The 20,698-nt window shown below is 44.5% G+C and carries 23 protein-coding genes, 1 rRNA gene and 1 pseudogene; 1 reads left to right on the plus strand and 24 read right to left on the minus strand.

Translation table 11 applies throughout. The annotated features are described in order from the left end of the window. Positions 1-32 precede the first annotated feature (32 nt). The 13 genes and pseudogenes from pth to metG all read right to left on the minus strand — a co-directional run. The gene (gene pth / locus RIN81_RS14925) at positions 33-593 is read right to left on the minus strand and encodes an aminoacyl-tRNA hydrolase (RefSeq protein WP_309091512.1); all 561 of its coding nucleotides are present in this window, start codon (positions 591-593) and stop codon (positions 33-35) included. Between the two features lie 99 nt (positions 594-692). Next, positions 693-1,328 (minus strand): 50S ribosomal protein L25/general stress protein Ctc, encoded by a 636-nt coding sequence (locus RIN81_RS14930; RefSeq protein WP_309091514.1) that lies wholly within the window; start codon positions 1,326-1,328, stop codon positions 693-695. 140 nt (positions 1,329-1,468) lie between these two features. Then, complete coding sequence (locus tag RIN81_RS14935; RefSeq protein ID WP_251274064.1) at positions 1,469-2,428, minus strand: ribose-phosphate diphosphokinase; 960 nt, start codon at positions 2,426-2,428, stop codon at positions 1,469-1,471. A gap of 28 nt (positions 2,429-2,456) precedes the next feature. After that, positions 2,457-3,827, minus strand: a complete 1,371-nt coding sequence (gene glmU, locus RIN81_RS14940; protein ID WP_309091517.1) for a bifunctional UDP-N-acetylglucosamine diphosphorylase/glucosamine-1-phosphate N-acetyltransferase GlmU — start codon at positions 3,825-3,827, stop codon at positions 2,457-2,459. 172 nt (positions 3,828-3,999) lie between these two features. After that, on the minus strand, positions 4,000-4,293 hold the full coding sequence (gene spoVG / locus RIN81_RS14945) for a septation regulator SpoVG (protein WP_242237009.1): 294 nt from the start codon (positions 4,291-4,293) through the stop codon (positions 4,000-4,002). 120 nt (positions 4,294-4,413) lie between these two features. Further along, positions 4,414-4,791 carry a RidA family protein gene (locus RIN81_RS14950; protein ID WP_309091519.1) on the minus strand — a complete coding sequence of 126 codons (378 nt, stop codon included), beginning with the start codon at positions 4,789-4,791 and terminating at the stop codon, positions 4,414-4,416. Then, the gene (gene purR, locus RIN81_RS14955) at positions 4,788-5,633 is read right to left on the minus strand and encodes a pur operon repressor (RefSeq protein ID WP_309091521.1); all 846 of its coding nucleotides are present in this window, start codon (positions 5,631-5,633) and stop codon (positions 4,788-4,790) included. Before purR ends, RIN81_RS14950 begins: the two co-directional genes overlap by 4 nt. A 68-nt stretch (positions 5,634-5,701) precedes the next feature. Further along, positions 5,702-6,571 carry a 4-(cytidine 5'-diphospho)-2-C-methyl-D-erythritol kinase gene (gene ispE, locus RIN81_RS14960; RefSeq protein ID WP_309091523.1) on the minus strand — a complete coding sequence of 290 codons (870 nt, stop codon included), beginning with the start codon at positions 6,569-6,571 and terminating at the stop codon, positions 5,702-5,704. A 139-nt stretch (positions 6,572-6,710) separates the two neighbouring features. Further along, entirely contained in the window at positions 6,711-6,968 is a 258-nt protein-coding gene (gene veg / locus RIN81_RS14965) for a biofilm formation stimulator Veg (protein ID WP_242237000.1), read from the minus strand. Positions 6,969-7,151: 183 nt separating this feature from the next. Further along, a complete protein-coding gene (rsmA, locus tag RIN81_RS14970; RefSeq protein WP_309091553.1) occupies positions 7,152-8,036 on the minus strand; it encodes a 16S rRNA (adenine(1518)-N(6)/adenine(1519)-N(6))-dimethyltransferase RsmA in 885 nt (294 codons plus the stop codon). Then, complete coding sequence (gene rnmV / locus RIN81_RS14975) at positions 8,030-8,587, minus strand: ribonuclease M5 (RefSeq protein WP_309091525.1); 558 nt, start codon at positions 8,585-8,587, stop codon at positions 8,030-8,032. Before rnmV ends, rsmA begins: the two co-directional genes overlap by 7 nt. A 153-nt stretch (positions 8,588-8,740) precedes the next feature. Continuing rightward, a complete protein-coding gene (locus RIN81_RS14980) occupies positions 8,741-9,508 on the minus strand; it encodes a TatD family hydrolase (RefSeq protein WP_309091527.1) in 768 nt (255 codons plus the stop codon). A gap of 33 nt (positions 9,509-9,541) precedes the next feature. After that, positions 9,542-11,545, minus strand: a pseudogene (gene metG, locus RIN81_RS14985) (methionine--tRNA ligase); the annotation flags it as partial. Between the two features lie 374 nt (positions 11,546-11,919). Between metG and RIN81_RS14990 the strand changes: the two are divergent. Continuing rightward, positions 11,920-12,204, plus strand: coding sequence for a transition state genes transcriptional regulator AbrB (locus tag RIN81_RS14990; protein ID WP_242236988.1), 285 nt, complete (start codon positions 11,920-11,922; stop codon positions 12,202-12,204). A 177-nt stretch (positions 12,205-12,381) separates the two neighbouring features. On the opposite strand, the gene RIN81_RS14995 is transcribed toward RIN81_RS14990, so the two are convergent. From RIN81_RS14995 to rrf, 11 genes are all read right to left on the minus strand, one after another. Next, positions 12,382-13,794, minus strand: coding sequence for a glycoside hydrolase family 18 protein (locus tag RIN81_RS14995; protein WP_309091530.1), 1,413 nt, complete (start codon positions 13,792-13,794; stop codon positions 12,382-12,384). A gap of 172 nt (positions 13,795-13,966) precedes the next feature. After that, positions 13,967-14,839 (minus strand): 16S rRNA (cytidine(1402)-2'-O)-methyltransferase, encoded by an 873-nt coding sequence (gene rsmI / locus RIN81_RS15000; protein WP_309091532.1) that lies wholly within the window; start codon positions 14,837-14,839, stop codon positions 13,967-13,969. Beyond that, complete coding sequence (locus tag RIN81_RS15005; RefSeq protein ID WP_309091534.1) at positions 14,817-15,098, minus strand: GIY-YIG nuclease family protein; 282 nt, start codon at positions 15,096-15,098, stop codon at positions 14,817-14,819. Before RIN81_RS15005 ends, rsmI begins: the two co-directional genes overlap by 23 nt. Further along, the gene (locus RIN81_RS15010; protein WP_309091536.1) at positions 15,067-15,831 is read right to left on the minus strand and encodes a tRNA1(Val) (adenine(37)-N6)-methyltransferase; all 765 of its coding nucleotides are present in this window, start codon (positions 15,829-15,831) and stop codon (positions 15,067-15,069) included. Before RIN81_RS15010 ends, RIN81_RS15005 begins: the two co-directional genes overlap by 32 nt. A gap of 58 nt (positions 15,832-15,889) precedes the next feature. Beyond that, a complete protein-coding gene (gene yabA / locus RIN81_RS15015; RefSeq protein ID WP_242237068.1) occupies positions 15,890-16,204 on the minus strand; it encodes a DNA replication initiation control protein YabA in 315 nt (104 codons plus the stop codon). Positions 16,205-16,253: 49 nt separating this feature from the next. After that, on the minus strand, positions 16,254-17,081 hold the full coding sequence (locus RIN81_RS15020) for a PSP1 domain-containing protein (RefSeq protein ID WP_309091540.1): 828 nt from the start codon (positions 17,079-17,081) through the stop codon (positions 16,254-16,256). Then, on the minus strand, positions 17,074-18,081 hold the full coding sequence (gene holB, locus RIN81_RS15025) for a DNA polymerase III subunit delta' (protein ID WP_309091543.1): 1,008 nt from the start codon (positions 18,079-18,081) through the stop codon (positions 17,074-17,076). Before holB ends, RIN81_RS15020 begins: the two co-directional genes overlap by 8 nt. Positions 18,082-18,095: 14 nt before the next feature. Beyond that, positions 18,096-18,425, minus strand: coding sequence for a cyclic-di-AMP receptor (locus tag RIN81_RS15030; RefSeq protein WP_309091545.1), 330 nt, complete (start codon positions 18,423-18,425; stop codon positions 18,096-18,098). A gap of 43 nt (positions 18,426-18,468) precedes the next feature. Continuing rightward, a complete protein-coding gene (gene tmk, locus RIN81_RS15035) occupies positions 18,469-19,095 on the minus strand; it encodes a dTMP kinase (RefSeq protein WP_309091548.1) in 627 nt (208 codons plus the stop codon). A gap of 1 nt (position 19,096) precedes the next feature. Continuing rightward, positions 19,097-20,500: an aminotransferase class I/II-fold pyridoxal phosphate-dependent enzyme gene (locus tag RIN81_RS15040; RefSeq protein ID WP_309091550.1), complete on the minus strand. Its 1,404-nt coding sequence runs from the start codon at positions 20,498-20,500 to the stop codon at positions 19,097-19,099. A 72-nt stretch (positions 20,501-20,572) separates the two neighbouring features. Further along, a 5S ribosomal RNA gene (gene rrf, locus RIN81_RS15045) occupies positions 20,573-20,688 on the minus strand. Positions 20,689-20,698 lie beyond the last annotated feature (10 nt).

Consider the following 20,698-nt stretch of genomic DNA (forward strand, 5'->3'; position numbering starts at 1 on the left):
GGGCATACACCCAAAGCTTTTTATGCTGATTCTTATTGGTTAAATTCGTTCATAACTTCAATAAATGAATGATCTATTGCATACAAGCACGCATCTGCGCTTTTTTGAACGGCTTCATTCATCGCGATTTGTTCCTCGCTGCTGAATTTGCCCAGCACATAGTCAACGGTTTTAATTGGTCCGTCCGGCCGGCCAATGCCTACCCGCACCCGTTTAAATTGATCGGTGCCTAAATGAGCAATCGTTGATTTGATGCCATTATGACCGCCCGCACTGCCTCTTTGGCGCAGCCTTATTTTTCCCTGCGGCAAGTCAAGATCATCGTACACGACGATCACATCATCTGTTTCAATATTATAATAACGCATCACTTCGCCAATGCTTTCACCCGACAAATTCATGTAAGTGAGCGGCTTTAGCAAAATGACTTTTTCTAATCCTTTACGGGCAACGCCATACAGCCCTTTATGCTTTGCTTCAGTTAATTCTGCGCCGAGCTGCTTTGCTAGTTCATCAATCACATCGAAACCGATATTATGCCGCGTCCCAGCATACTTCGCACCTGGATTGCCAAGGCCTACGATTAATTTCATTCTTCTTGCACCTCAATTTTCACAGTTATTCTTAGTATACATGACTGCATGCAAAAAAAACAGGCAGATCGCTCCGCCTGTTTTTGTTTGTCCGAAAAATTACGCCTCTTTTGTTTCCTCTTCAGCAGGTACGTCTGTTTCTTCTGCTTCTGCAGCTTCATCCGCACCTTCTTCTGTTCCTTCTTCAATTTTTTGTGGAGGAAGAACGGAAACGATCGTTTCTTCATCTTCGTTTTCGATGACGAAGGCGTATTTATCGCGAATATCGCCAACTGAGATCGAATCGCCGATTGAAAGTTCTGATACGTCCACTGTTACGCTCTCAGGGAATTCGGATACTTTTGCTGTCACGTTTAATTCGAACAATGGCTGCTGAATGACGCCGCCTTCTTTCGCTCCAGCCGCTTCCCCTTCAAGGTCAACACGTACTTGTGATGTAATTTCAGAAGAACGGTCAACTGCGAGAAAATCTGCATGGACGATAAATCCTTTGATCGGATCCTGCTGATATTCCTGCAGAATTACGTCATGCTGGCTTCCATCTACTTGTAATGAAATCAATCCGTTTCTTCCCACTTCACGGATCGTTTTAATAAATTCAGCTTCCTCTACAGAAACCGGTTTTGATTCTACTCCTTTTCCGTATACAACAGCGGGAAAAGAACCGGATGTACGAATCTCCGTTAGTGCTGCTCTTGTAAATCCTTCACGTTTTTTGGCTTGTAATGTAGTCATAAACTCCTTCACCCTCCTGTTTATAAATCGAACGCTTTTATCTGTACATCACTGTTTATTCCCTAAATCGCTGACTTATAAACATGGCGGCAAAAAAAGAAAGCCGGCGCTTTAAAATAGCACCGGCCTTCGAGCAGTTATTAATCAAATAATGTGCTGACAGATTGTTCTTCATGAACGCGGATAATTGCTTCACCAAGAAGCGGCGCCACGGATAATTCAACAACCTTGTCTGTTTTCTTTTCAGAAGCAAGTGCAATGGAGTTTGTCACAACAAGCTCTTTAATATTTGAGTTCTCAATACGTTCCATTGCCGGACCTGAAAGCACTGGATGTGTACAGCATGCATACACTTCTTTCGCTCCGCTTTCTGAAATAGCGTTTGCTGCAAGTGTAATCGTACCTGCTGTATCAATAATATCATCAATTAAAATCGCAATTTTTCCTTCGACGTTTCCGACAATGTTCATCACTTCAGCAACGTTCGGGCGAGGACGGCGTTTGTCAATAATGGCAATTGGTGCTTTTAGACGGTCCGCCAGCTTGCGCGCACGTGTTACACCGCCGTGATCTGGCGATACAATGACCACTTCGTCTTTGTTGAATTCTTTTTTCTTAAAATAATCACCTAAAATCGGCACACCCATTAAGTGATCGATTGGTACATCGAAGAAGCCTTGAATTTGAGGCGCATGAAGATCCAATGTGATTAAACGGGTTGTTCCTGCTGTCTCAAGAAGATTTGCCACAAGCTTGGCTGTAATCGGCTCACGGGCACGTGCTTTACGATCCTGGCGTGCATAGCCGTAGTACGGAAGTACAACATTGATTGTTTTGGCAGACGCTCTTTTTAATGCATCAATCATAATGAGCAATTCCATCAAATGTTCATTGACCGGGCCGCTTGTTGATTGAACGATATAAACGTCGCAGCCGCGAATGCTTTCTTCAATGTTAATTTGTACTTCACCATCACTGAAACGGGTAACGGAACATTTTCCAAGTTCAACTCCGATAAATTCTGCAATCTCCTGAGCAAGTGCCGGATTTGAATTTAACGAAAAGATTTTCAAGTTTGGATCTAAATACTGATTGCTCATGATGACCTCCACAGTCCTGATTTACTCATTATTTTGGAAATATTTTTGAAACGTAATTTTCTTTATTCACTTGACGGGCCCGTGCAATTGCCATCGCTTCTTCTGGTACTTCACTTGTGATCGTAGATCCAGCTGCTACATAAGCGCCTTTTCTTACTGTAACTGGCGCAATTAAATTCGAATTGCAGCCAATGAACACACCATCTTCAATCGTTGTTAAAAATTTGTTTTTCCCATCGTAGTTTACCGTAATGGTTCCGCAGCCAATGTTTACATCACTGCCAACATTCGCATCGCCAATATAACTTAAATGAGAAGCTTTGCTTCCTTCGCCAAACGATGCTTTCTTTATTTCGACGAAGTTTCCAATTTTTACGTGATCAGCAAGTGCCGAGCTTGGACGGATATGTGCGAATGGCCCAATCGCTACATCTGAACCAATTTGGCTTTCAAAAGCCGCTGACTGACGAATAATAGTCCGGTCCCCCACTTGGCACGCTGCTATTTCGCTGTTTGGTCCAATAACGCAATCTTCCCCGATAGACGTATCGCCGGAAAGAACCGTGCCAGGATGAATTACCGTATCTGAGCCAATTACAACATCCGGCCCGATATAAGTATTCTGCGGATCAATGAGTGTCACACCTGCACGCATATGCTTTTCATTGATACGTGCACGCATAATTCGCTCTGCTTCGCTAAGGGCTACACGATCATTTACACCTAGTGTTTCATCAAAGCTTTCAGTTTGATACGCTGAAATCGTTTCGCCTGCTTCTTTTAAGATTTCAATCACGTCTGGTAAGTAGTATTCACCTTGTACGTTATCATTTGATACATTTTTCAACGCATGAAACAGCGATTCGTTATCAAAGCAGTACGTACCTGTATTAATTTCTTTTACCGCCCGTTCTTCTGCCGATGCATCTTTATGTTCCACAATCCGGCTGACAGAACCATCTGCACCGCGAATAATACGGCCATATCCATCCGGCTTTTCAGCGTGAGCCGTTAAAACCGTGGCTTTTGCACCTGTTTCTTCATGATGCTTCACGAGCGCTTCCATTGTCGACGTTTGAATAAGCGGTGTATCTCCACATACAACAAGCGTGCAGCCTTTTTTGTCCCCTAAAATCGATTCCGCCTGGATCACAGCATGTGCTGTTCCAAGCTGTTCTGCCTGTAGTGCGTACGCAGAACGTTCGCCCAGCTGCGCTTTTACCATCTCAGCCCCGTGGCCTACAATGGTTACAATCTGCTCTGTATGTAAATCTGAAATTTGATCGATAACATGTTCTACCATTGGCTTTCCACAGACTGGATGCAGTACTTTGTACAACTTCGATTTCATGCGAGTTCCCTGTCCTGCAGCCAGAATGACAGCGTAAATATTCGTCATAAAAGGCCTCCTCACCTAATTATCCACTATTGAATATATCTTAAATAGCAGCTGATTTCAATGCTAGACCGAAATTGACACATTTTTCACAACGCAAAAAAAGAGCCTATCGGATTCCCTAGGCTCTTGTGGAAAAAGGCGGAGACCGCCTCGCAGATAAAACATATTGTATTTATGCTTCTTCAAGCACAACCAGTTCTTCCTGCTCTAATTTGCAGATACGGTGGTATTCACCAAGAACGGTATCTTGAATTTTTCCGCGGGTTCCGGAATTGATGGGGTGCGCAATATCGCGGAATTCTCCCTCCGGCGTTCGTTTACTTGGCATAGCCACAAACAGGCCGTTGTTGCCATCAATCACCCGAATGTCATGAATAACAAACTCCCCGTCAAATGTGATTGATGCGATCGCTCTCATTCTTCCATCCGTTTGAACACGTCGTAATCTTATATCTGTTATTTCCACGCATATTCACCCCCTTTTCCCATATTTAAAAAAGCTTAAACTACTTATTCCATAATCGTTGCAATATTCCCTCTTTTTTCTTGAAAAAAAATAAAATAGAAAAACCGGCACGAGGCCGGTTTATGCTCTTACAAGTGCAATTACTTCAATTTCTACTTTCACGTCTTTCGGAAGACGAGCGACTTCTACGCACGAACGGGCTGGTTTATGCGCCGAGAAATATTCACCATATACTTCATTGAATGGAACGAACTCGTTCATATCCGATAAGAAAACAGTCGCTTTCACAACCGTTTCAAGAGAAGCGCCTGCTTCTTCCAGAACAGCTTTTAAATTGGCAACCACTTGGTGTGTCTGTTCTTCAATCGTTCCTTCCACAAGTGTTCCTTCAGCTGTTAAAGGGATTTGGCCAGAGCTGTAAAACAAGTTGTTAACCACAACGCCTTGTACGTACGGACCGATAGCAGCCGGTGCTTTTTTTGTGTTTACAATGTTCATTCTGATTCCCCCTGTAAAAATTCAGTATTTTTTTCAAAATAGTTGCCTTCTACTATAGAGATCGCTGCGCTTTTTTCATCTACATCCTTCAGCTTCACGAGTGAAATATAATCCTCAATCAAGCAATCCGGATATTCTGCTTCCACTAAAACGGCAATACCCGCGACAGATGCGTTAAACTCAGCCAGCAGGCTGATCATCCCATTGATGGTGCCGCCGCCTTTCATAAAGTCGTCGACCAAAAGCACTTTTGATCCTTCTTTTAAACTGCGCTTAGAAAGCACCATCGCCTGAATACGTTTTGTAGAGCCAGAGACATAATTGATGCTGACCGTCGGCCCTTCCGTTACTTTACTGTCACGGCGCACGACAACAACCGGCACATTTAAATGGGCCGCAATGGCATGTGCAATCGGGATCCCTTTTGTAGCGACCGTCATGACCGCATCAATTTTTTTGTCTGCATAAGCGGAAGCAAGAAGCTTGCCGATCTTATTCATCACAGCAGGATTTCCAAGCAGATCCATAATGTACAGATAGCCGCCTGGCAGAAGGCGGTCCGGGTTTTCAATTTGCCGGCACAAATCGGTAATAAATTCCTTTGCGCTTTCCTTATCAACACGGGCATAGAATTTTACACCGCCTGCTGCTCCCGGAACCGTTTGCAGTGTACCGATACCGCGCTTTTCAAACGTTTCTTTAATAATGGCCAAGTCTTCACTGATCGAAGACTTGGCAGAACCAAACCGATTGGCAAAAAGAGTCAGTGACACAAGCTGGTGCGGATGTTCGAGCAAATAATATGTCATATCAATAATACGTTCACTTCGACGAAACTTCATCGTTCTATTTAAACCTCCTGGGGAGTAAAACCGAATATTTTAATTACAATATATCTTAATATACGGTTTTAATCAACCAGGTCGGTATCCCCAAGCATACGCACTGCGTATACCTGGTCACAAAATCCACGCAGGCAATTATACACGCGATGCATGCGGGAATCATGACGGATCAAGCCAAACACCGTCGGACCGCTGCCGCTCATCAGTACAGCATCCGCTCCGAAACGAATCATCTGCTCTTTAATCAGAGCGACTTCGGGATGAGCATGAAGGGTGACAGATTCCAGAACGTTACCCATATTCCGGCACATTTTCTCATAATTACTTTCTTTGATGGCTTCGATCATCGCCCGTGTGTCCGGCCGCATCATGCGGTCCAATTTTAAATTCTTATACACTTCACCGGTTGAAACGCCAATCGTCGGCTTGGCTAAAACAACCCAGCAGTTGGGCGGAGCCGGCAGATGTTCAATTTTTTCACCGCGCCCTGTCGCAAGCGCTGTGCCTCCATAGACGCAAAAGGAAACATCCGAACCGATCTCTGCTCCAATCTCCGCAAGCTCATCGAGTGACAGGCCAAGGTCCCACAGCTGGTTCAACCCCTTGAGTGCCGCTGCCGCATCACTGCTGCCGCCTGCCAGCCCTGCGGCAACCGGAATGATTTTGTCGATTTGAATAGATACACCTTTTTTAATGCCGTATCGATCCTTTAACAGCCTGGCTGCCTGATAAGCGAGATTTCGGCTGTCATCCGGCACAAACCGATTGTGGGAAATGATTCGGATTTCATTTTTATTTAAGCTTTCCAGCTCAAGCCGGTCTGCTAAATCAACTGTCGTCATAATCATTTCTACTTCGTGGTAACCGTCCGGCCGTTTATGCAGCACATCGAGCGTTAAATTAATTTTCGCCGGCGCTTTAATCATTAATTTCATTTCAATCCACCTACTTTGCGTTATACACAATAAATTATTGTCTTATTTTATCACAAAAGAAAAAGAGCAGGCTCAAAAGATTCGAATTGAATCTTTTGAGCCTGCTCTCTGATGTGCTGTTTTACGAGAAGCACGTCATTTATACTGCGCTGCCTGCCGCTGTATCTTCAAATGTTAGTTCCACTGTCTCAGTGAGTATATCCGCGTAACTGTAAGAAACGCGTTCAAATGAATTCTCGTCCTGATCAAGTTCTACAACAAAAACAGCAGGATACGTCTCCGTTAAAATACCAGAACGCTCAACGGTCTTCCGACGTCCACCATTTGCTTTTAGCAATAATCTTTTACCCAAATGACAATCAAGCGTTTTTTTAATGTCAGCTAATGTTTTCGGCATCTGCATCCACCTCACTATGTTTAGTGTAGCACAAACTTTCGTTTTAGTCAAATAAACAAAATATTTTATCAGCGTGTCCATCTAATGTCAATATTTTTTATTCGGCAAATAACGATTTTTTTCGCTAACGCTAGTATTTCCCAACCTCTTAAAAAAAACCGCTCTTTTTGAAAGAGCGGTTTTTTATTGACTTATTCCTTTGTCTGCTAATGCCTTAGCCAATGCAGCAAATTCAGCCAGTGACAGTGTTTCACCGCGCCTCGATGGCTCAATGCCTGCTTCCTCAAGCGCTTCGGTAATCGCTTCTTTTTTTTCTTTCCCTTCCGGAAGACCATTGACAAGATTGTTTAAAATCGTTTTCCGGCGCTGGGCAAACGATGTCCGCGTGACAAGGAAAAAGAAGTCTTCGTCTTCTACAGAGACGGCCGGCTTACTGCGCACATCAAGTTTAATAATGGCAGAATCCACATTTGGAGGCGGCATAAACACTGTTTTTGGGACAATAAACGCAATGGAGGCTTCTGTATAATATTGGACAGCAATCGAAAGCGATCCATATTCTTTTGAAGACGGCCGGGCCGAAATACGGTCGCCTACTTCTTTTTGCAGCATCACCACAAATCCGTTTACCGGTATTTTATCTTCAAGCAGCTTCATAATAATCGGTGTTGTCACGTAATAAGGAAGGTTCGCGACAACCATTAAGCGGTCAAATCCGGCAAACTCCCGCTCTACTACTCCTTTTACATCTGCTTTTAACACATCTTCATTAATAACTGTGACATTATCGTACGGTGCTAGCGTTTCATCCAAAATAGGCAGCAGGCGCTGGTCAATTTCAAATGCGACCACTTTTCCGGCAGAACGGGCTAAATGCTCTGTGAGGGCCCCGATTCCCGGTCCAATTTCAATTACACCGGTTTCTTTTGTCAGCTCGGCTGTTTCTGTGATTCGCTGTAATATGTTTGGGTCAATCAAGAAATTTTGACCGAGGCTTTTCTTAAATGAAAAACCATGACGGGCCAGAATGTCCTTTGTCCGCGAGGGTGTTGCGATATCCTTCATGATTGCTCCTCCTCCAGCACTTCCGCTAATGCTTTAGCGAAATGCTCGCCTGTGATCTGAAACATCATCAGCCGTTTGTGCAGCTGTTTTCCGTTTACGTAGCCGATTTTAAGTTTTTGTCCAATAGCTTCACGGCGTGATTTTGCCGTTGGACCACCAATAAGGCCGGCTGTGACCAGATCTTCTCTCGTTATTTCTTCCACTGCTTCTTCGTCTGTATACTGCGCATGACGAAGCGCTCTGCGAATTGATTCAACCGACGCATGCTCAATCCCTACACCGCGCCCGTACTTTTCAATGGCTTCATTTTTAGGCAGAAAAGCGTGACGGCAGCCCGGTACCTTTTCATCGATTAAACTGCGAATGCGCTGTCCGGGATAATCCGGGTCTGTTAAAATAATAACACCACGTGTTTCCTGGGCATGCCGAATTTGCTCGATCACACTGTCATCCACAGCCGATCCGCGCGTTTCAATCGTATCGGCATCTACCGCCAGTTTAATTTTAACGGTATCGTCTTTTCCTTCCACTACAATAATTTCTTTTATTTTCATTTTTCCTCCATGATGACAAAAAGCTGTAAATCGTTTTTTTGCTGCCGCCCTTTTATCACTATATCCTTTACATCGAAACGCATCATCCCATTCTTCCATTTAGTCCATGCTACCCGAACATGTAAAAAAGCGGAGGCTGTGTGAGCCCCCTGCTTATTTAAGGTGAAACAATGTATTGGCGTTTTGAGTGGTTGCAGCTGCTACTTCCTCGTACGTAATTCCCTTTAGTGCAGCGATCTCCTGGGCTACGAGCTTGACGTAAGCAGGTTCATTTCGTTTTCCACGGTAAGGGTGCGGCGCTAAGTACGGACAGTCCGTTTCAATAAGCAGCTTCTCAAGCGGCACGGCTTCGGCTACTTCTTTCGGCTTTTTTGCATTTTTAAACGTAACCGGACCGCCAAGAGAAATGTAAAAATTCATTTTAACACATTCAAGGGCTGTCTCCGCACTGCCGCTGAAACAATGCATAATGCCGCCCACTTCTTCCGCGCCTTCTTCTTTTAAGATATCAACAATGTCCTGTGTTGCTTCCCGGTTATGAATGACAATTGGCAGCTTCACTCGTTTTGCCAGAGCGATCTGGCGGCGAAACGCATCCTTCTGTATGTCTTTCGGTGACTTATCCCAATGATAATCGAGACCCATTTCTCCTATCGCGACAACTTTTGGATGAGCTGCCAGCTCTTCAATCCAAGCCAGGTCTTCATCGGTCATATCGATCGCATCAACCGGATGCCAGCCCACTGCAGCATAAAGAAAATCATACTTTTCAATAAGCTCCATAGCCCGCTCGATCGTCAGCCTGTCAAACCCGACAACAACCATTCGATAAACGCCCGCTTCCTGAGCGCGCCCGATTACTTCTTCTATATCTCCTTGAAACTGATCTGCATTTAAATGAACGTGTGTATCAAACAGCATGTTATCACCCGTCTTTTGTTTCACGTGAAACAATTATTTGATTTTTGCGCCATTTGGCAAGTTTTCCGGCACCTCGGCCAGGGTTAAAATGCCATCTTTTGATCCGGCCAAAATCATTCCCTGTGACAGTTCTCCGCGCAGTTTTACCGGCTTTAAGTTAGCGACAACGACAACCTTTCGGCCAACAAGCTCCTCCGGTTTATAGTATTGGGCGATTCCGGAAACAACCTGGCGTTTTTCAAAACCGAGATCCAGCTGCAATTTTAACAGTTTATCTGCTTTTTTAACAGGAGAAGCCTCAATGACTGTTGCAGCCCGAAGATCCACTTTCATAAAATCATCGATGCTGATTTCATCATCAACAGGAGCATAGTCTTCCTCCGCTGGTTTTTCTTCCTCAACAGGAGCAGGCCCTTGCATTTTTTCTTTGATAAAGTTCACTTCTTCTTCTATATCAAGGCGAGGAAAAATCGGCTCTCCTTTTTTCACTACTTTAACGCCGGCTTGAATGGCTCCAAATGTTTGAAGACTTTCCCACTCTCGAAGGCTTTCATCGGCTAATCCCAGCTGTTCGAAAATCTTTTCCGGTGTTCCGGTTAAAAATGGCGTTAACAGAACAGCAGCACGGCGCAGTGATTCAGCTAAGTGATACATTACTGTACCGAGTTCACCTTTTTTCTCTTCTTTCGCCAGTACCCACGGCTGTGTTTCATCAATATATTTGTTTGTCCGGCTGATAAGCTGCCAGAGGGATGTCAGCGCAACGGAGAACTCCATGTTTTCCATCGCTTCTTCATACTCGCGGACCGTTTTTTCGTTTGCATCCATAAGCGCTTTTTCAAACTCACCTTCTGAGCCGCTGTATGCCGGGATCTCTCCGCCAAAGTATTTGTTGATCATCGCTACAGTCCGGTTCAGCAGATTGCCCAGGTCATTGGCAAGGTCGTAATTGATCCGCTCAACAAACCCTTCTGGTGTAAATACGCCATCAGAGCCAAATGGCACTTCGCGCAGTAAATAGTAACGAAGCGCATCCAGGCCATAACGGTCGATAAGCGTAACAGGATCCACAACATTGCCTTTTGATTTAGACATTTTGCCGTCTTTCATCAGCAGCCAGCCGTGAGCAAAGACTTTCTTTGGCAGCGGCAGGTCAAGCGCCATAAGCATAATTGGCCAATAAATAGTATGGAAGCGGACAATTTCTTTTCCGACTAAATGGACATCAGCCGGCCAGTACTGTTTGTATTTCGTATCGTTTTCTGTTCCATAGCCAAGTGCGGTAATATAATTTGAAAGGGCGTCAATCCATACATATACAACATGCTTCGGATTACCTGGTACTTTTATGCCCCAGTCAAACGTTGTCCGGGATACCGCCAAATCTTCAAGACCTGGTTTGATGAAGTTATTGATCATTTCATTTTTGCGTGATTCCGGCTGAATAAACGTCGGGTTTTCCTCGTAATATTTCAGCAAACGGTCCGCATATTTACTCATCCTGAAAAAGTAAGACTCTTCTCGTACTTTTTGAACCGGGTGGCCGCTGTCCGGGCTTTTCCCGCCGATGACTTCTCCCTGATCATTCAGTTCTTTGTCAACAAGCTGTGTTTCTGTATAAAAAGTTTCATCTGGAACAGAATACCACCCTTCATATTCGCCAAGGTAAATATCTCCCTGATCAAGCAGGTGCTGAAAGATCTTTTCGACCACTTTTTTGTGACGTTCTTCTGTCGTACGGATAAAATCATCGTTTGAGATATGCATCGTTTTCCAAAGCTTTTGAATGCCGGATACAATTTCATCGACATACTCCTGCGGTGTAACGCCTTTTTCATCTGCTTTTTCCTGGATTTTTTGACCGTGTTCGTCTGTTCCCGTTAAATACATAACATCGAATCCACGCAGACGCTTGTAGCGCGCCATGGCATCTCCTGCTACTGTTGTATACGCATGCCCGATATGCAAATTGCCGCTCGGGTAGTAAATAGGTGTTGTTAAATAAAACGTTTTTTTATGTTCACTCACTCGAAAATCCTCCTTAAAAAGCGTCTACTTATATGGCGTAAGCTTTTTTAGTCACTTCTTTTATTGTCCCCTATATAAGAATAAATGTAAATATGAACCCCTTTTTTTCTGTTGATTTATTTGTCGAATATTCTTCCTTATTCGACACTCTTCGACAAATTCAGAAAATATTTTTCCAGCTCTTTTACAGAGTATTGTTTAAAACGTTGATATACTAACGTTTTCTCTTCTTACAGTTAATTGAAAAATTACATTTTATTGTTGACGTCTATGGGAACTCTTGGTACAATTACGTCAAGCAGTAATTTTTTGTCGAATATTGACGAATTAAATTTATATGAAGCTATTTAAAATAAATGTATCCATTTGGGAGGAGTTTTAACATGAAATCAACAGGAATTGTACGTAAAGTTGACGAACTCGGTCGAGTTGTTATTCCAATTGAATTGCGCCGCACATTGGGCATCGCTGAAAAAGATGCACTTGAAATTTACGTGGATGACGATAAAATTATCCTTAAAAAGTACAAGCCAAGCATGACTTGCCAGGTAACAGGCGAAGTATCTGATGATAACATCAAGCTTGCTGACGGCAAATTGATCCTTAGCCATGAAGGCGCTGAAATTCTTATGAAAGAAATTCAGGAAGCATTCAAAAGCGGTAAGTAATCTGCTGTTATCGCAAAAACAAACACCCGGACTTCACATTAGATAAAAAATCTAATGAAAAAGTCCGGGTGTTTTTTGTATCCGGGTATTTTTATAAGCCATTTCCCCACGCATATGACCGGCAGAAACACGGGATCCCTTATGCCGCCATGGTGTATCGTCAAAAATATATGATTTTTACCTCTTCCGCACAATAAATGTATCTCCAAGAAGTTCCCAGTTTTGGGGAAATGGATAACCAAGCACCCAATAACTGAGTCCTCTAAGGTTATACGTGTTGACCAGGTCGAATTTTGCTTTTGCACTGCGTGCGTCTTCAAACCAAACCTCATGAGACCGTCCATTATTGTCTGCGTAACGGTAATAAGGTGACTGACTCACCTGATCATATTTTATCTCTGCTCCATATCGAATCGCACGCCTGATGGCTTCCTGCATATCGAATGTTTCCGCTTCCTGTCCTTCTCTGTGAGGCAAAAGCCAATCCCGGGCGTAGATTTGAAAACCAAGCAGGATTTTATTTCTTGGAATAACCGTTACCGCATAATCGAGAACACGCTTCATTTGGTTAATAGGTGAAATAGCCTGCGGAGGCCCTTTACGATATCCCCACTCATATGTCATCAACACAACAAAATCAAGAATGCGCCCGTGTGCCGGGTAATCCTGCGCTTCAACTAACAATCCCCTCTGTTCACCGCTCGTTTTTGGAGCGAGAGAAGAAGAAACAAAATAACCGTCAGCATGCAGTCGTTCTACCGCTCTTTCAAGAAATCGGTTATAAAACTGGCGATCCTCCGGTGCTACGTTTTCAAAGTCGATATTCACACCGCTGTATCCCTTTTCTCTCATCATCTCTATTACATTCGTTAACAGTGTTTCAACTAAAGTCGGGCTTGAAAGGATCGTGTGGGCAAGTTCGGTCCCTGCTTCCGTACTTGAAAAATTTGTAATAGCCATCATAGGAACAACGCCATTTGAGCGGGCAGCTTCTATAGCAGGAGTATCATCAATTGGTTCGAGACCGCCGTCTTCCTGCATCCTATACGCAACCGGACTAATATACGTTAAATCATAAGCGACTTCACGTACTTCTCTGGCTCCTGTCTGCCCAAATGCATATGTAAAAGCATTTACATCAATGACGGGCTTTGTTTGGGCTGGAATTCTTAAAACCTGGCCGATATAAAGACGTGACGGTGCTGTTAATCGATTGACCTGAACGATTGATTGAACGGTTGTTCCATAGCGGCTGGCGATAACAGAAAGACTCTCCTCGGCCATCACGGTATGATAAATCACTGGAATCGTAAGTATTTGTCCTGGATAAATAGCAGAAGGATTGTTGATTCGGTTTAGCTGCAGTATTTCTTGAACTGTTACGCCGTATGTAATCCCAATGTTTCCAAGCGTATCCCCAGGCTGAACAAGGTGCTGAAAATAAGGTTCGGGAATCACCAGTGCCTGGCCAATCACCAGCCGATCCGGCTGTTCAAGATCATTAGCCCGAACGATAAGGGCAGGATCTATTCGATATTGCCGGGCAATACGCCAGAGTAAATCTCCGCTTTTCACTATATGGATTCTCATCTTTACAGCCCCGCCTTCCAACACAATGTCCATTCATCTTATTACCTGAAGCCTCTCAATATGCTTATAGGGACTGGATCGAACGCATTGTATAGGGTGTTAAACAAAATAAAAAAAACTGGCGCCTATTGCATTTGGCAGCCAGCTTACGTTTTGAATGAATAAAGAGACTTTATGTATGATAGGCAGTGTACACATCCCGCTTCGGCAGGCCACGCTCTTTTGCCACCTGCTTTACCGCTTCTTTTGGCGTCATTTTCTGCTCTGTTACATACTGTTCAACATGCGCTTCAATGGACAAGTCACTCCACCATGCTGTTTTTTCCAAAGGGTCTGATGCCTCTGGATTTCCTTCTATGATGAGACAAAACTCTCCCATTATTTTGGACTCCTCAGCCCATACACGTGCCTCACTGATCGTGCCGCGCAAAAATTCTTCAAACTTTTTCGTCAGCTCCCGGCATAAAACGATCTGCCGTTCCGCTCCTAAAAACTCTCCCATCAGCGTCAGCGTTTCTTTTAAACGGTGAGGGGATTCATATAAGATAAATGTTTCGCGACAAGCGGACAGTTTCTCAAGCTCTTTCTTTTTTTCTTTTTTTCCTCGATTCAAAAAACCATAAAAATAAAAAGGCTGCGGCGCAATACCTGATGCAATCAGGGCCGTTATGGCAGCATTTGCTCCTGGGAGCGGCACCACATTCACCTCGTTTTGGAGGGCCAGCAGCACAAGCTCATGTCCTGGATCTGAAATACAAGGTGTACCGGCATCACTCACAAGCGCAACGGTTTCACCGGATTGCACGCGTTCAATAAGTTTGCGGCCGGCTGCTTCACTGCTGTGTTCATGGTAGCTGACAACAGGTGTCGCGATCTCGAAATAATTGCACAGCTTTTTCGTATTGCGGGTATCTTCTGCTGCAATAACATCGGCTTCCTTCAAGATACGCAGAGCCCGTATTGTCATGTCTTCTAAATTGCCAATAGGAACCGGAACAAGGTAAAGAAGCCCTTCTTCACGGTCAAAACTTTTCTGTGATTTCATCCTTTGCACCTCTTTTCCGCAAATAATTCATTTTTTGGGGACGCGATAGCTGCTTAAACGCATATTCTGCCCGCATCGCTTCTTGTTTTGTTTCAAACGATTCACTGTGAATAAGGATAACAGGCCGGCGGGCTCGCGTATACTTTGCACCTTTTCCTGAATTATGAACGCTTATCCGCCTGTTTAGATCATTTGTATATCCTGCATACAGAGAATCATCTTTGCATTTAACGACGTAAAAATGGTGGCTCGTCTCCATATAGAAGAGTCCTCACTTCATCTGTATATTCGCCTTTATCATCATACACAAAAAGCGGCGGCAAAATCTTTAAGTCCGGTGCTCCATCTTTTATCCCTTCCACAAGAACGGTGTTGGCTTCTTTGTTTCCTGCTTTCGGGTATACAAAGCGAATCCGCTTCGGCTCAAGCCGGTATGTTCTCATCAGCGTGACAATATCAAGCAGACGGCCGGGCCGGTGAACAAAAGCGGCTTTTCCTCCCTGCTTTAAAAGCTGGGAAGCCGATACGATACAATCTTCGAGTGTGCACATAATTTCATGACGGGCAATGGCAAAATGCTCATTTGCATTCATTTCATTTTGAGACGGCGTTAAAAAATAAGGCGGGTTACACGTCACCAGCGTGTACTTTTCTTTTCCGAGCTGCTGTGGTGATTGCTTCAAATCACCGTGCACCATCCCGATTTGCTCATCCAAGCCATTATACGCTACGCTGCGGACCGCCATATCGTACAGGCGCTCCTGTATTTCCACACCGATGATCGGCACCTTTGTTCTGGCTGACATTAAAAGCGGCACAACACCATTGCCGGAACAAAGATCTACAATAGCGCCGCGTGTTTTAGGTACGGAAGCAAACCGTGCCAGCAGGACGGCATCCAGCGAAAACGAAAAAACAGACGGGCTTTGGATAATCCGCAGCTCTTCCGCCAGTAGATAATCAAGCCGTTCATCTTGTTTTAATTCAACCATACTTGTTTCTCCTTTTGCACAAAAGAACCTTCCTTTGAAAAGGAAGGCTTCGATCACATTATTTTTTATTTAAAAAAGACAAGCAAAATAGACAGTCTTCATCTTTACGCGGGCTCCCGAAATGCACACTGCAAATATGAAAGCCTTCTTGGTACAAGCGGGCCAGATTATCATATCCTTCACCGATATCCGCTCCGCGTGCTTGCACGCTGACAGGCCCTGACACTTTTTGCTCCTGATGATCTAACTCTTCAAGACGGCGGCGCAAATGATCATTTTCAATCAGTAATGAATTGTTTTCTTCTAGTATTTCCGCAAGCTGTACCTTTACTTCGCCAAGCTGCTGATATAATTCACCAATTTGCAGCTCCATATGGATGACAGAATCAAAAATACCTTTTTTATCTAACTTTTCCACCGTCTCAATCACCTGCTTTCACAGAAACGGCTCCCTCTCTTCCGATCTCATCAGATGAGAATTCAAGCGTCCGTTCCAGTTCCGGAAGATGCACCTGTACGAGCCGTTCTAAAATATTTAAGCCCGTCACACGCCCGTTCCCGCTTGGCGTTGTTACTTTTTGGCCCACATCCGGCAATTCACGGCGCGCATCCTCATACTCATCGTTTTCGTACTTTAAGCAGCACATTAATCGGCCGCATAAACCGGAAATTTTAGCTGGATTCAGGGAGAGGTTTTGATCTTTTGCCATCTTGATTGAGACCGGCTCAAAATCACCAAGGAATGTTGAACAGCAAAGCATCCGTCCACATGGCCCGATACCGCCGAGCATTTTTGCTTCATCCCGAACGCCGATTTGGCGCAGCTCAATGCGCGTCCGGAAAATCGAAGCCAAATCTTTTACGAGCTCTCGGAAATCCACCCGCCCATCCGCTGTGAAATAGAAAATCACTTTATTACGGTCAAAGGTGTATTCTACATCAACAAGCTTCATATCTAGATTATGCTCGGTAATTTTACTCGTACAAGTCTCAAATGCCTGTATAGCTGCTTCACTGTTTTCCTGTACAGCCAAACGATCTTTCTGATCCGCCGCCCGGATCACTTTTTTCAATGGCAGAACAACATCATCTTCATCGATTTCTTTTGGCCCGACAACAACATGTCCATATTCAACTCCGCGTACCGTTTCCACAATAACGTGGTCTTCCTTTTGGATCCCGAGGTCACCTGGATCAAAATAATATATTTTACCCGCTTGTTTAAAGCGTACACCTACTACATTACACAAAGGCGTGTCCCCCCTGTAACTTTAACAAAAGCTGCTCCATTAGCAGCTGCTGGTTCATATTGCGGCTGAGCTTTCGTTTTGCCTCTAGAATGAATGCCATCCGGTCTGCCAGCGCTTCTGCTGACAAATGCAGGGCATCCTGCTGAAAAGAAGCAAGACGGTCGGGAAATGCAAGACCTTTTTCTTCCCCGGTCATAATGGAAAGCAAATCCCTGTGAATTAGAACAAAAAGATCAAGGGCAAGACTGACCTGCTGTTTCTCTTTAAAATGAGAGTGAAATTCTTCTGAAAGCGAAACAATAGCCGAGAGCCTGCCGCCTTTCAGACCTTCGTATAATTTTAACACTACTAGTCGTGCCTGTGCAAACCACTCATCGTGTGCAAGCTGGAGCGCTTCATCCAAATGATTGGTTAATTTGGAGACAATGGAAGCCATCGGCACATTAATTTCTTCTTCGATCAAGCGCTGCTTAAGCTCGCTTGAATTAATAGGACGAAACGTCAGCTGCTGGCAACGCGACAAAATGGTCGGCAGCACAAGACTGCTTTGCTCTGTTAATAAAAAGGCGGCGGTGCGGGCGGAAGGCTCTTCTAAAAACTTGAGCAGGCTGTTCGCCGCACTTGCCGTCATTTTGTCTGCCTGATTGATAATATATACTTTCCAGCCGGATTCAACCGCAGTTTTTTTGAATTCCTGCTGTAAAAATTGAATTTGCTCTTTTTTAATCGATAAGCCATCCGGCTCAATCATGTGAAGGTCAGGATGATTCCCATTTTGGATGCGGCGGCAGTTAATACATGCCCCACACGGCTGATACCCATCCAGTGGTTCCCGGCAAAACAAACTTTTTGCAAACAGCAGGGCTGTTTCTTTTTTTCCGGTTCCAGGATCGCCTTCAAACAAATAAGCATGCGCTACACGGTCACGAAGTAAACTGTTTTCAATCATCCTCATGACGATCGGCTGGCGCTCTTTTGCTTCCTTCCACGGGTTAGACACGAACTTCACACCCTTTAAAATTGATGAAACTGTTCAACCGGCAGAACAAAAACGGTCGCACCGCCTACTGGCACCTCTACTGGATACGGCACATACGCATCAACATTGCCGCCCATCGGCGATACGGGAGGAGCAACCTGTTCACGAGACTGGCAATTTTTTTTGATGAGCTTTAGTGCTTCCTGCACACGGTCATCTTCTACGCCGATCATGAATGTTGTATTGCCTGCTCTTAAAAAGCCACCAGTTGAAGCAAGCTTCGTTGCGCGGAATTGATGTTTAATCAGCGCCTGTGATAATTTATTGCTGTCCTGGTCCTGTACGACTGCGGTAATCAATTTCATATTTTTTCCCCCTTACAGGATTTCTTCTATTATACCAAATCTTTTAGCCAAGCACTTTTTCAATTTCGAAAAGTGCAGCTCGGTACACGAGCTCCTGCTCCTGCTCGGCATCAATCACTACGATGCGTTCCCGGTTGGCCTCGGCCAATTTCAAATATCCTTCCCGTACTTTCTGGTGAAAAGAAAGGTCCTCCAGATCAAGCCGGTTGACTTCTCGTCCATCATGGTGATGAATACGGGCAAGCCCGACTTCAGGCTGTACATCAAATAATAACGTCAAGGCAGGCATCATGCCATCAATCGCAAAAGCATTAATAGAGGCCACTTCCTCCATACCAAGCCCTCTTGCATAGCCTTGGTACGCAAGTGAACTGTCGACAAACCGGTCACAAAGGACAATAAAGTCTTGTTGAAGGGCCGGCATGACTTTTTCCGCCAAATGCTGGCGGCGGGCTGCTGCATAAAGAAGTGCTTCTGTGCGTGCATCCATCTTTGTATTGTCTTTATTTAAAATAACCGAACGTATTTGCTCCGCAATGGCTATGCCGCCCGGTTCTCTCGTTTGAACAATCGGGTACCCCTTTTTTTCAAGCTCTTCAACAATCCGCTGTAGCACGGTCGTTTTCCCTGCTCCTTCTGGTCCTTCTATTGTAATAAATAATCCTGGCACATTAGTTCTCCTTCCGAAACACCATAAGCTTCTGTTCGTTCAATTTTTCTCCCCCATGAAAGCGGGCTCCTTGGCTGACCAGCCACTCAATCTGCTCTACGTGAGCCTTTAAAATCTGTTCCCCCTCCATCACAAGCGGTATACCAGGCGGGTACGGAATAATCATTTCAGCTGCCACTTCGCCGGCTGCGTCTTTCAAGGAAACAGCTTTTTTTTGGAAGCAACTATGCTCATTATAAGGCAAGTCGAGAGTGGATACATGAGCAGACGGAAAATTTTCTGAAAAAGAAGGAGATGTTTTTCCTGTTTTAAACGATAAGCTGCCCAGTTTTTGCATGGCTTGTGCTTCAAAGAGATTCTCTCCTGCTTTTAAAAGAGGAAAAACGAGCAGTATCTGATAAGGGTCGGCGAGTTCAATATAGATGCCTGCTTCTTCAAACAAAGCCTGCAACTCATACCCTGTCAGTCCTTCAGCCCTTACAAGCAGTTTGTACGGATCATCTGTAGATATACAAGCGAACCCCTTTAATTGGAGAAACTGAATCACTCTGTTTTTTAGAGCCATAGAGTAAGTATGATCTATCCTCGTATAGGAAGCGGCATAAAAACGGGCATAATCCAAGGAAGTCATAATTGGATAAGATGGACTGCTTGACTGCAGAGCCTGCAGATAAAATTGAAGGCGCGTGCGATCGATTTGGGAAGACTTAATATGAAGGTAAGCACCCATCGTCATAGCAGGCAGCATTTTATGCGCAGACTGTACAACGATATCTCCTCCCAGCTGCAAGGCGCTCATGGGCACTTCCCCTTCCACAGCCCCAAAGTGGGCTCCATGCGCCTCATCCACAAGCACCAAGGAACCGCGAGACCTGGCAATATCCGCCAATTCTTGAAAAGAACCGGTTATTCCATAATACGTCGGATACGTAAAAATGACCGCTTTACTTTCAGGATATGTTTTGTATGCCTCCATTAATGTTTGCTTTGATACTTGGGCTGCTGTCTGCGTATGTTCATCAAAATCAGGTGTTAAAAAAACGGGGAAGACCTGAGCCATTTTTAAGGCGTTTAACACAGACTTATGGCAATTGCGCTGAACAAACACAATATCGCCTTTGGAAAGGGTGCCAAGAATCATGGCAAGGTTGCCGACTGTACTTCCATTCACAAGAAACTTGCTTTCCACCGTATTGTGTAAGTCCGAAAGCAGGTCTTCTGCTTCTTTAATACATTCTTCTGGAGCATGAAGGTCATCCAAGCCCGTTAATTCGGTTACATCCAGTGAAAGCTCCATCCAAGAAGCAAGCAAGCCATTTTTATGACCGGGTACGTGAAAAGAAAGAGGCTTTTTCTGCTGATGCTTTTTTAAAGCTTCAAGCAGAGGCATACGGGAATGATTCATTTACGAATTCTCCTTTATCGAATAAAGAATATAAAAAAAGAGATGACACGAGGTCATCTCTTTTTCAGTATTGCCAGGCGGCGTCCTGCTCTCACAGGGGGAAACCCCCAACTACCATCGGCGCTGAAGAGCTTAACGGCCGTGTTCGGGATGGGAACGGGTGTGACCTCTTCGCTATTGCCACCTGACTATGAAGTT

The organism is Domibacillus sp. (genome assembly GCF_031181085.1).
GTDB lineage: Bacteria > Bacillota > Bacilli > Bacillales > Domibacillaceae > Domibacillus.

Bases quoted from the DNA above. Each gene is read 5' to 3' on its own strand.
- pth (WP_309091512.1), bottom strand. From the start codon at position 593: ATGAAATTAATCGTAGGCCTTGGCAATCCAGGTGCGAAGTATGCTGGG.
- RIN81_RS14930 (WP_309091514.1), bottom strand. From the start codon at position 1,328: ATGACTACATTACAAGCCAAAAAACGTGAAGGATTTACAAGAGCAGCA.
- RIN81_RS14935 (WP_251274064.1), bottom strand. From the start codon at position 2,428: ATGAGCAATCAGTATTTAGATCCAAACTTGAAAATCTTTTCGTTAAAT.
- glmU (WP_309091517.1), bottom strand. From the start codon at position 3,827: ATGACGAATATTTACGCTGTCATTCTGGCTGCAGGACAGGGAACTCGC.
- RIN81_RS14950 (WP_309091519.1), bottom strand. From the start codon at position 4,791: ATGAACATTGTAAACACAAAAAAAGCACCGGCTGCTATCGGTCCGTAC.
- purR (WP_309091521.1), bottom strand. From the start codon at position 5,633: ATGAAGTTTCGTCGAAGTGAACGTATTATTGATATGACATATTATTTG.
- ispE (WP_309091523.1), bottom strand. From the start codon at position 6,571: ATGAAATTAATGATTAAAGCGCCGGCGAAAATTAATTTAACGCTCGAT.
- veg (WP_242237000.1), bottom strand. From the start codon at position 6,968: ATGCCGAAAACATTAGCTGACATTAAAAAAACGCTTGATTGTCATTTG.
- rnmV (WP_309091525.1), bottom strand. From the start codon at position 8,587: ATGAAAATAAAAGAAATTATTGTAGTGGAAGGAAAAGACGATACCGTT.
- RIN81_RS14980 (WP_309091527.1), bottom strand. From the start codon at position 9,508: ATGCTGTTTGATACACACGTTCATTTAAATGCAGATCAGTTTCAAGGA.
- RIN81_RS14990 (WP_242236988.1), top strand. From the start codon at position 11,920: ATGAAATCAACAGGAATTGTACGTAAAGTTGACGAACTCGGTCGAGTT.
- RIN81_RS14995 (WP_309091530.1), bottom strand. From the start codon at position 13,794: ATGAGAATCCATATAGTGAAAAGCGGAGATTTACTCTGGCGTATTGCC.
- rsmI (WP_309091532.1), bottom strand. From the start codon at position 14,839: ATGAAATCACAGAAAAGTTTTGACCGTGAAGAAGGGCTTCTTTACCTT.
- RIN81_RS15005 (WP_309091534.1), bottom strand. From the start codon at position 15,098: ATGGAGACGAGCCACCATTTTTACGTCGTTAAATGCAAAGATGATTCT.
- RIN81_RS15010 (WP_309091536.1), bottom strand. From the start codon at position 15,831: ATGGTTGAATTAAAACAAGATGAACGGCTTGATTATCTACTGGCGGAA.
- yabA (WP_242237068.1), bottom strand. From the start codon at position 16,204: ATGGAGCTGCAAATTGGTGAATTATATCAGCAGCTTGGCGAAGTAAAG.
- RIN81_RS15030 (WP_309091545.1), bottom strand. From the start codon at position 18,425: ATGAAATTGATTACCGCAGTCGTACAGGACCAGGACAGCAATAAATTA.
- RIN81_RS15040 (WP_309091550.1), bottom strand. From the start codon at position 20,500: ATGAATCATTCCCGTATGCCTCTGCTTGAAGCTTTAAAAAAGCATCAG.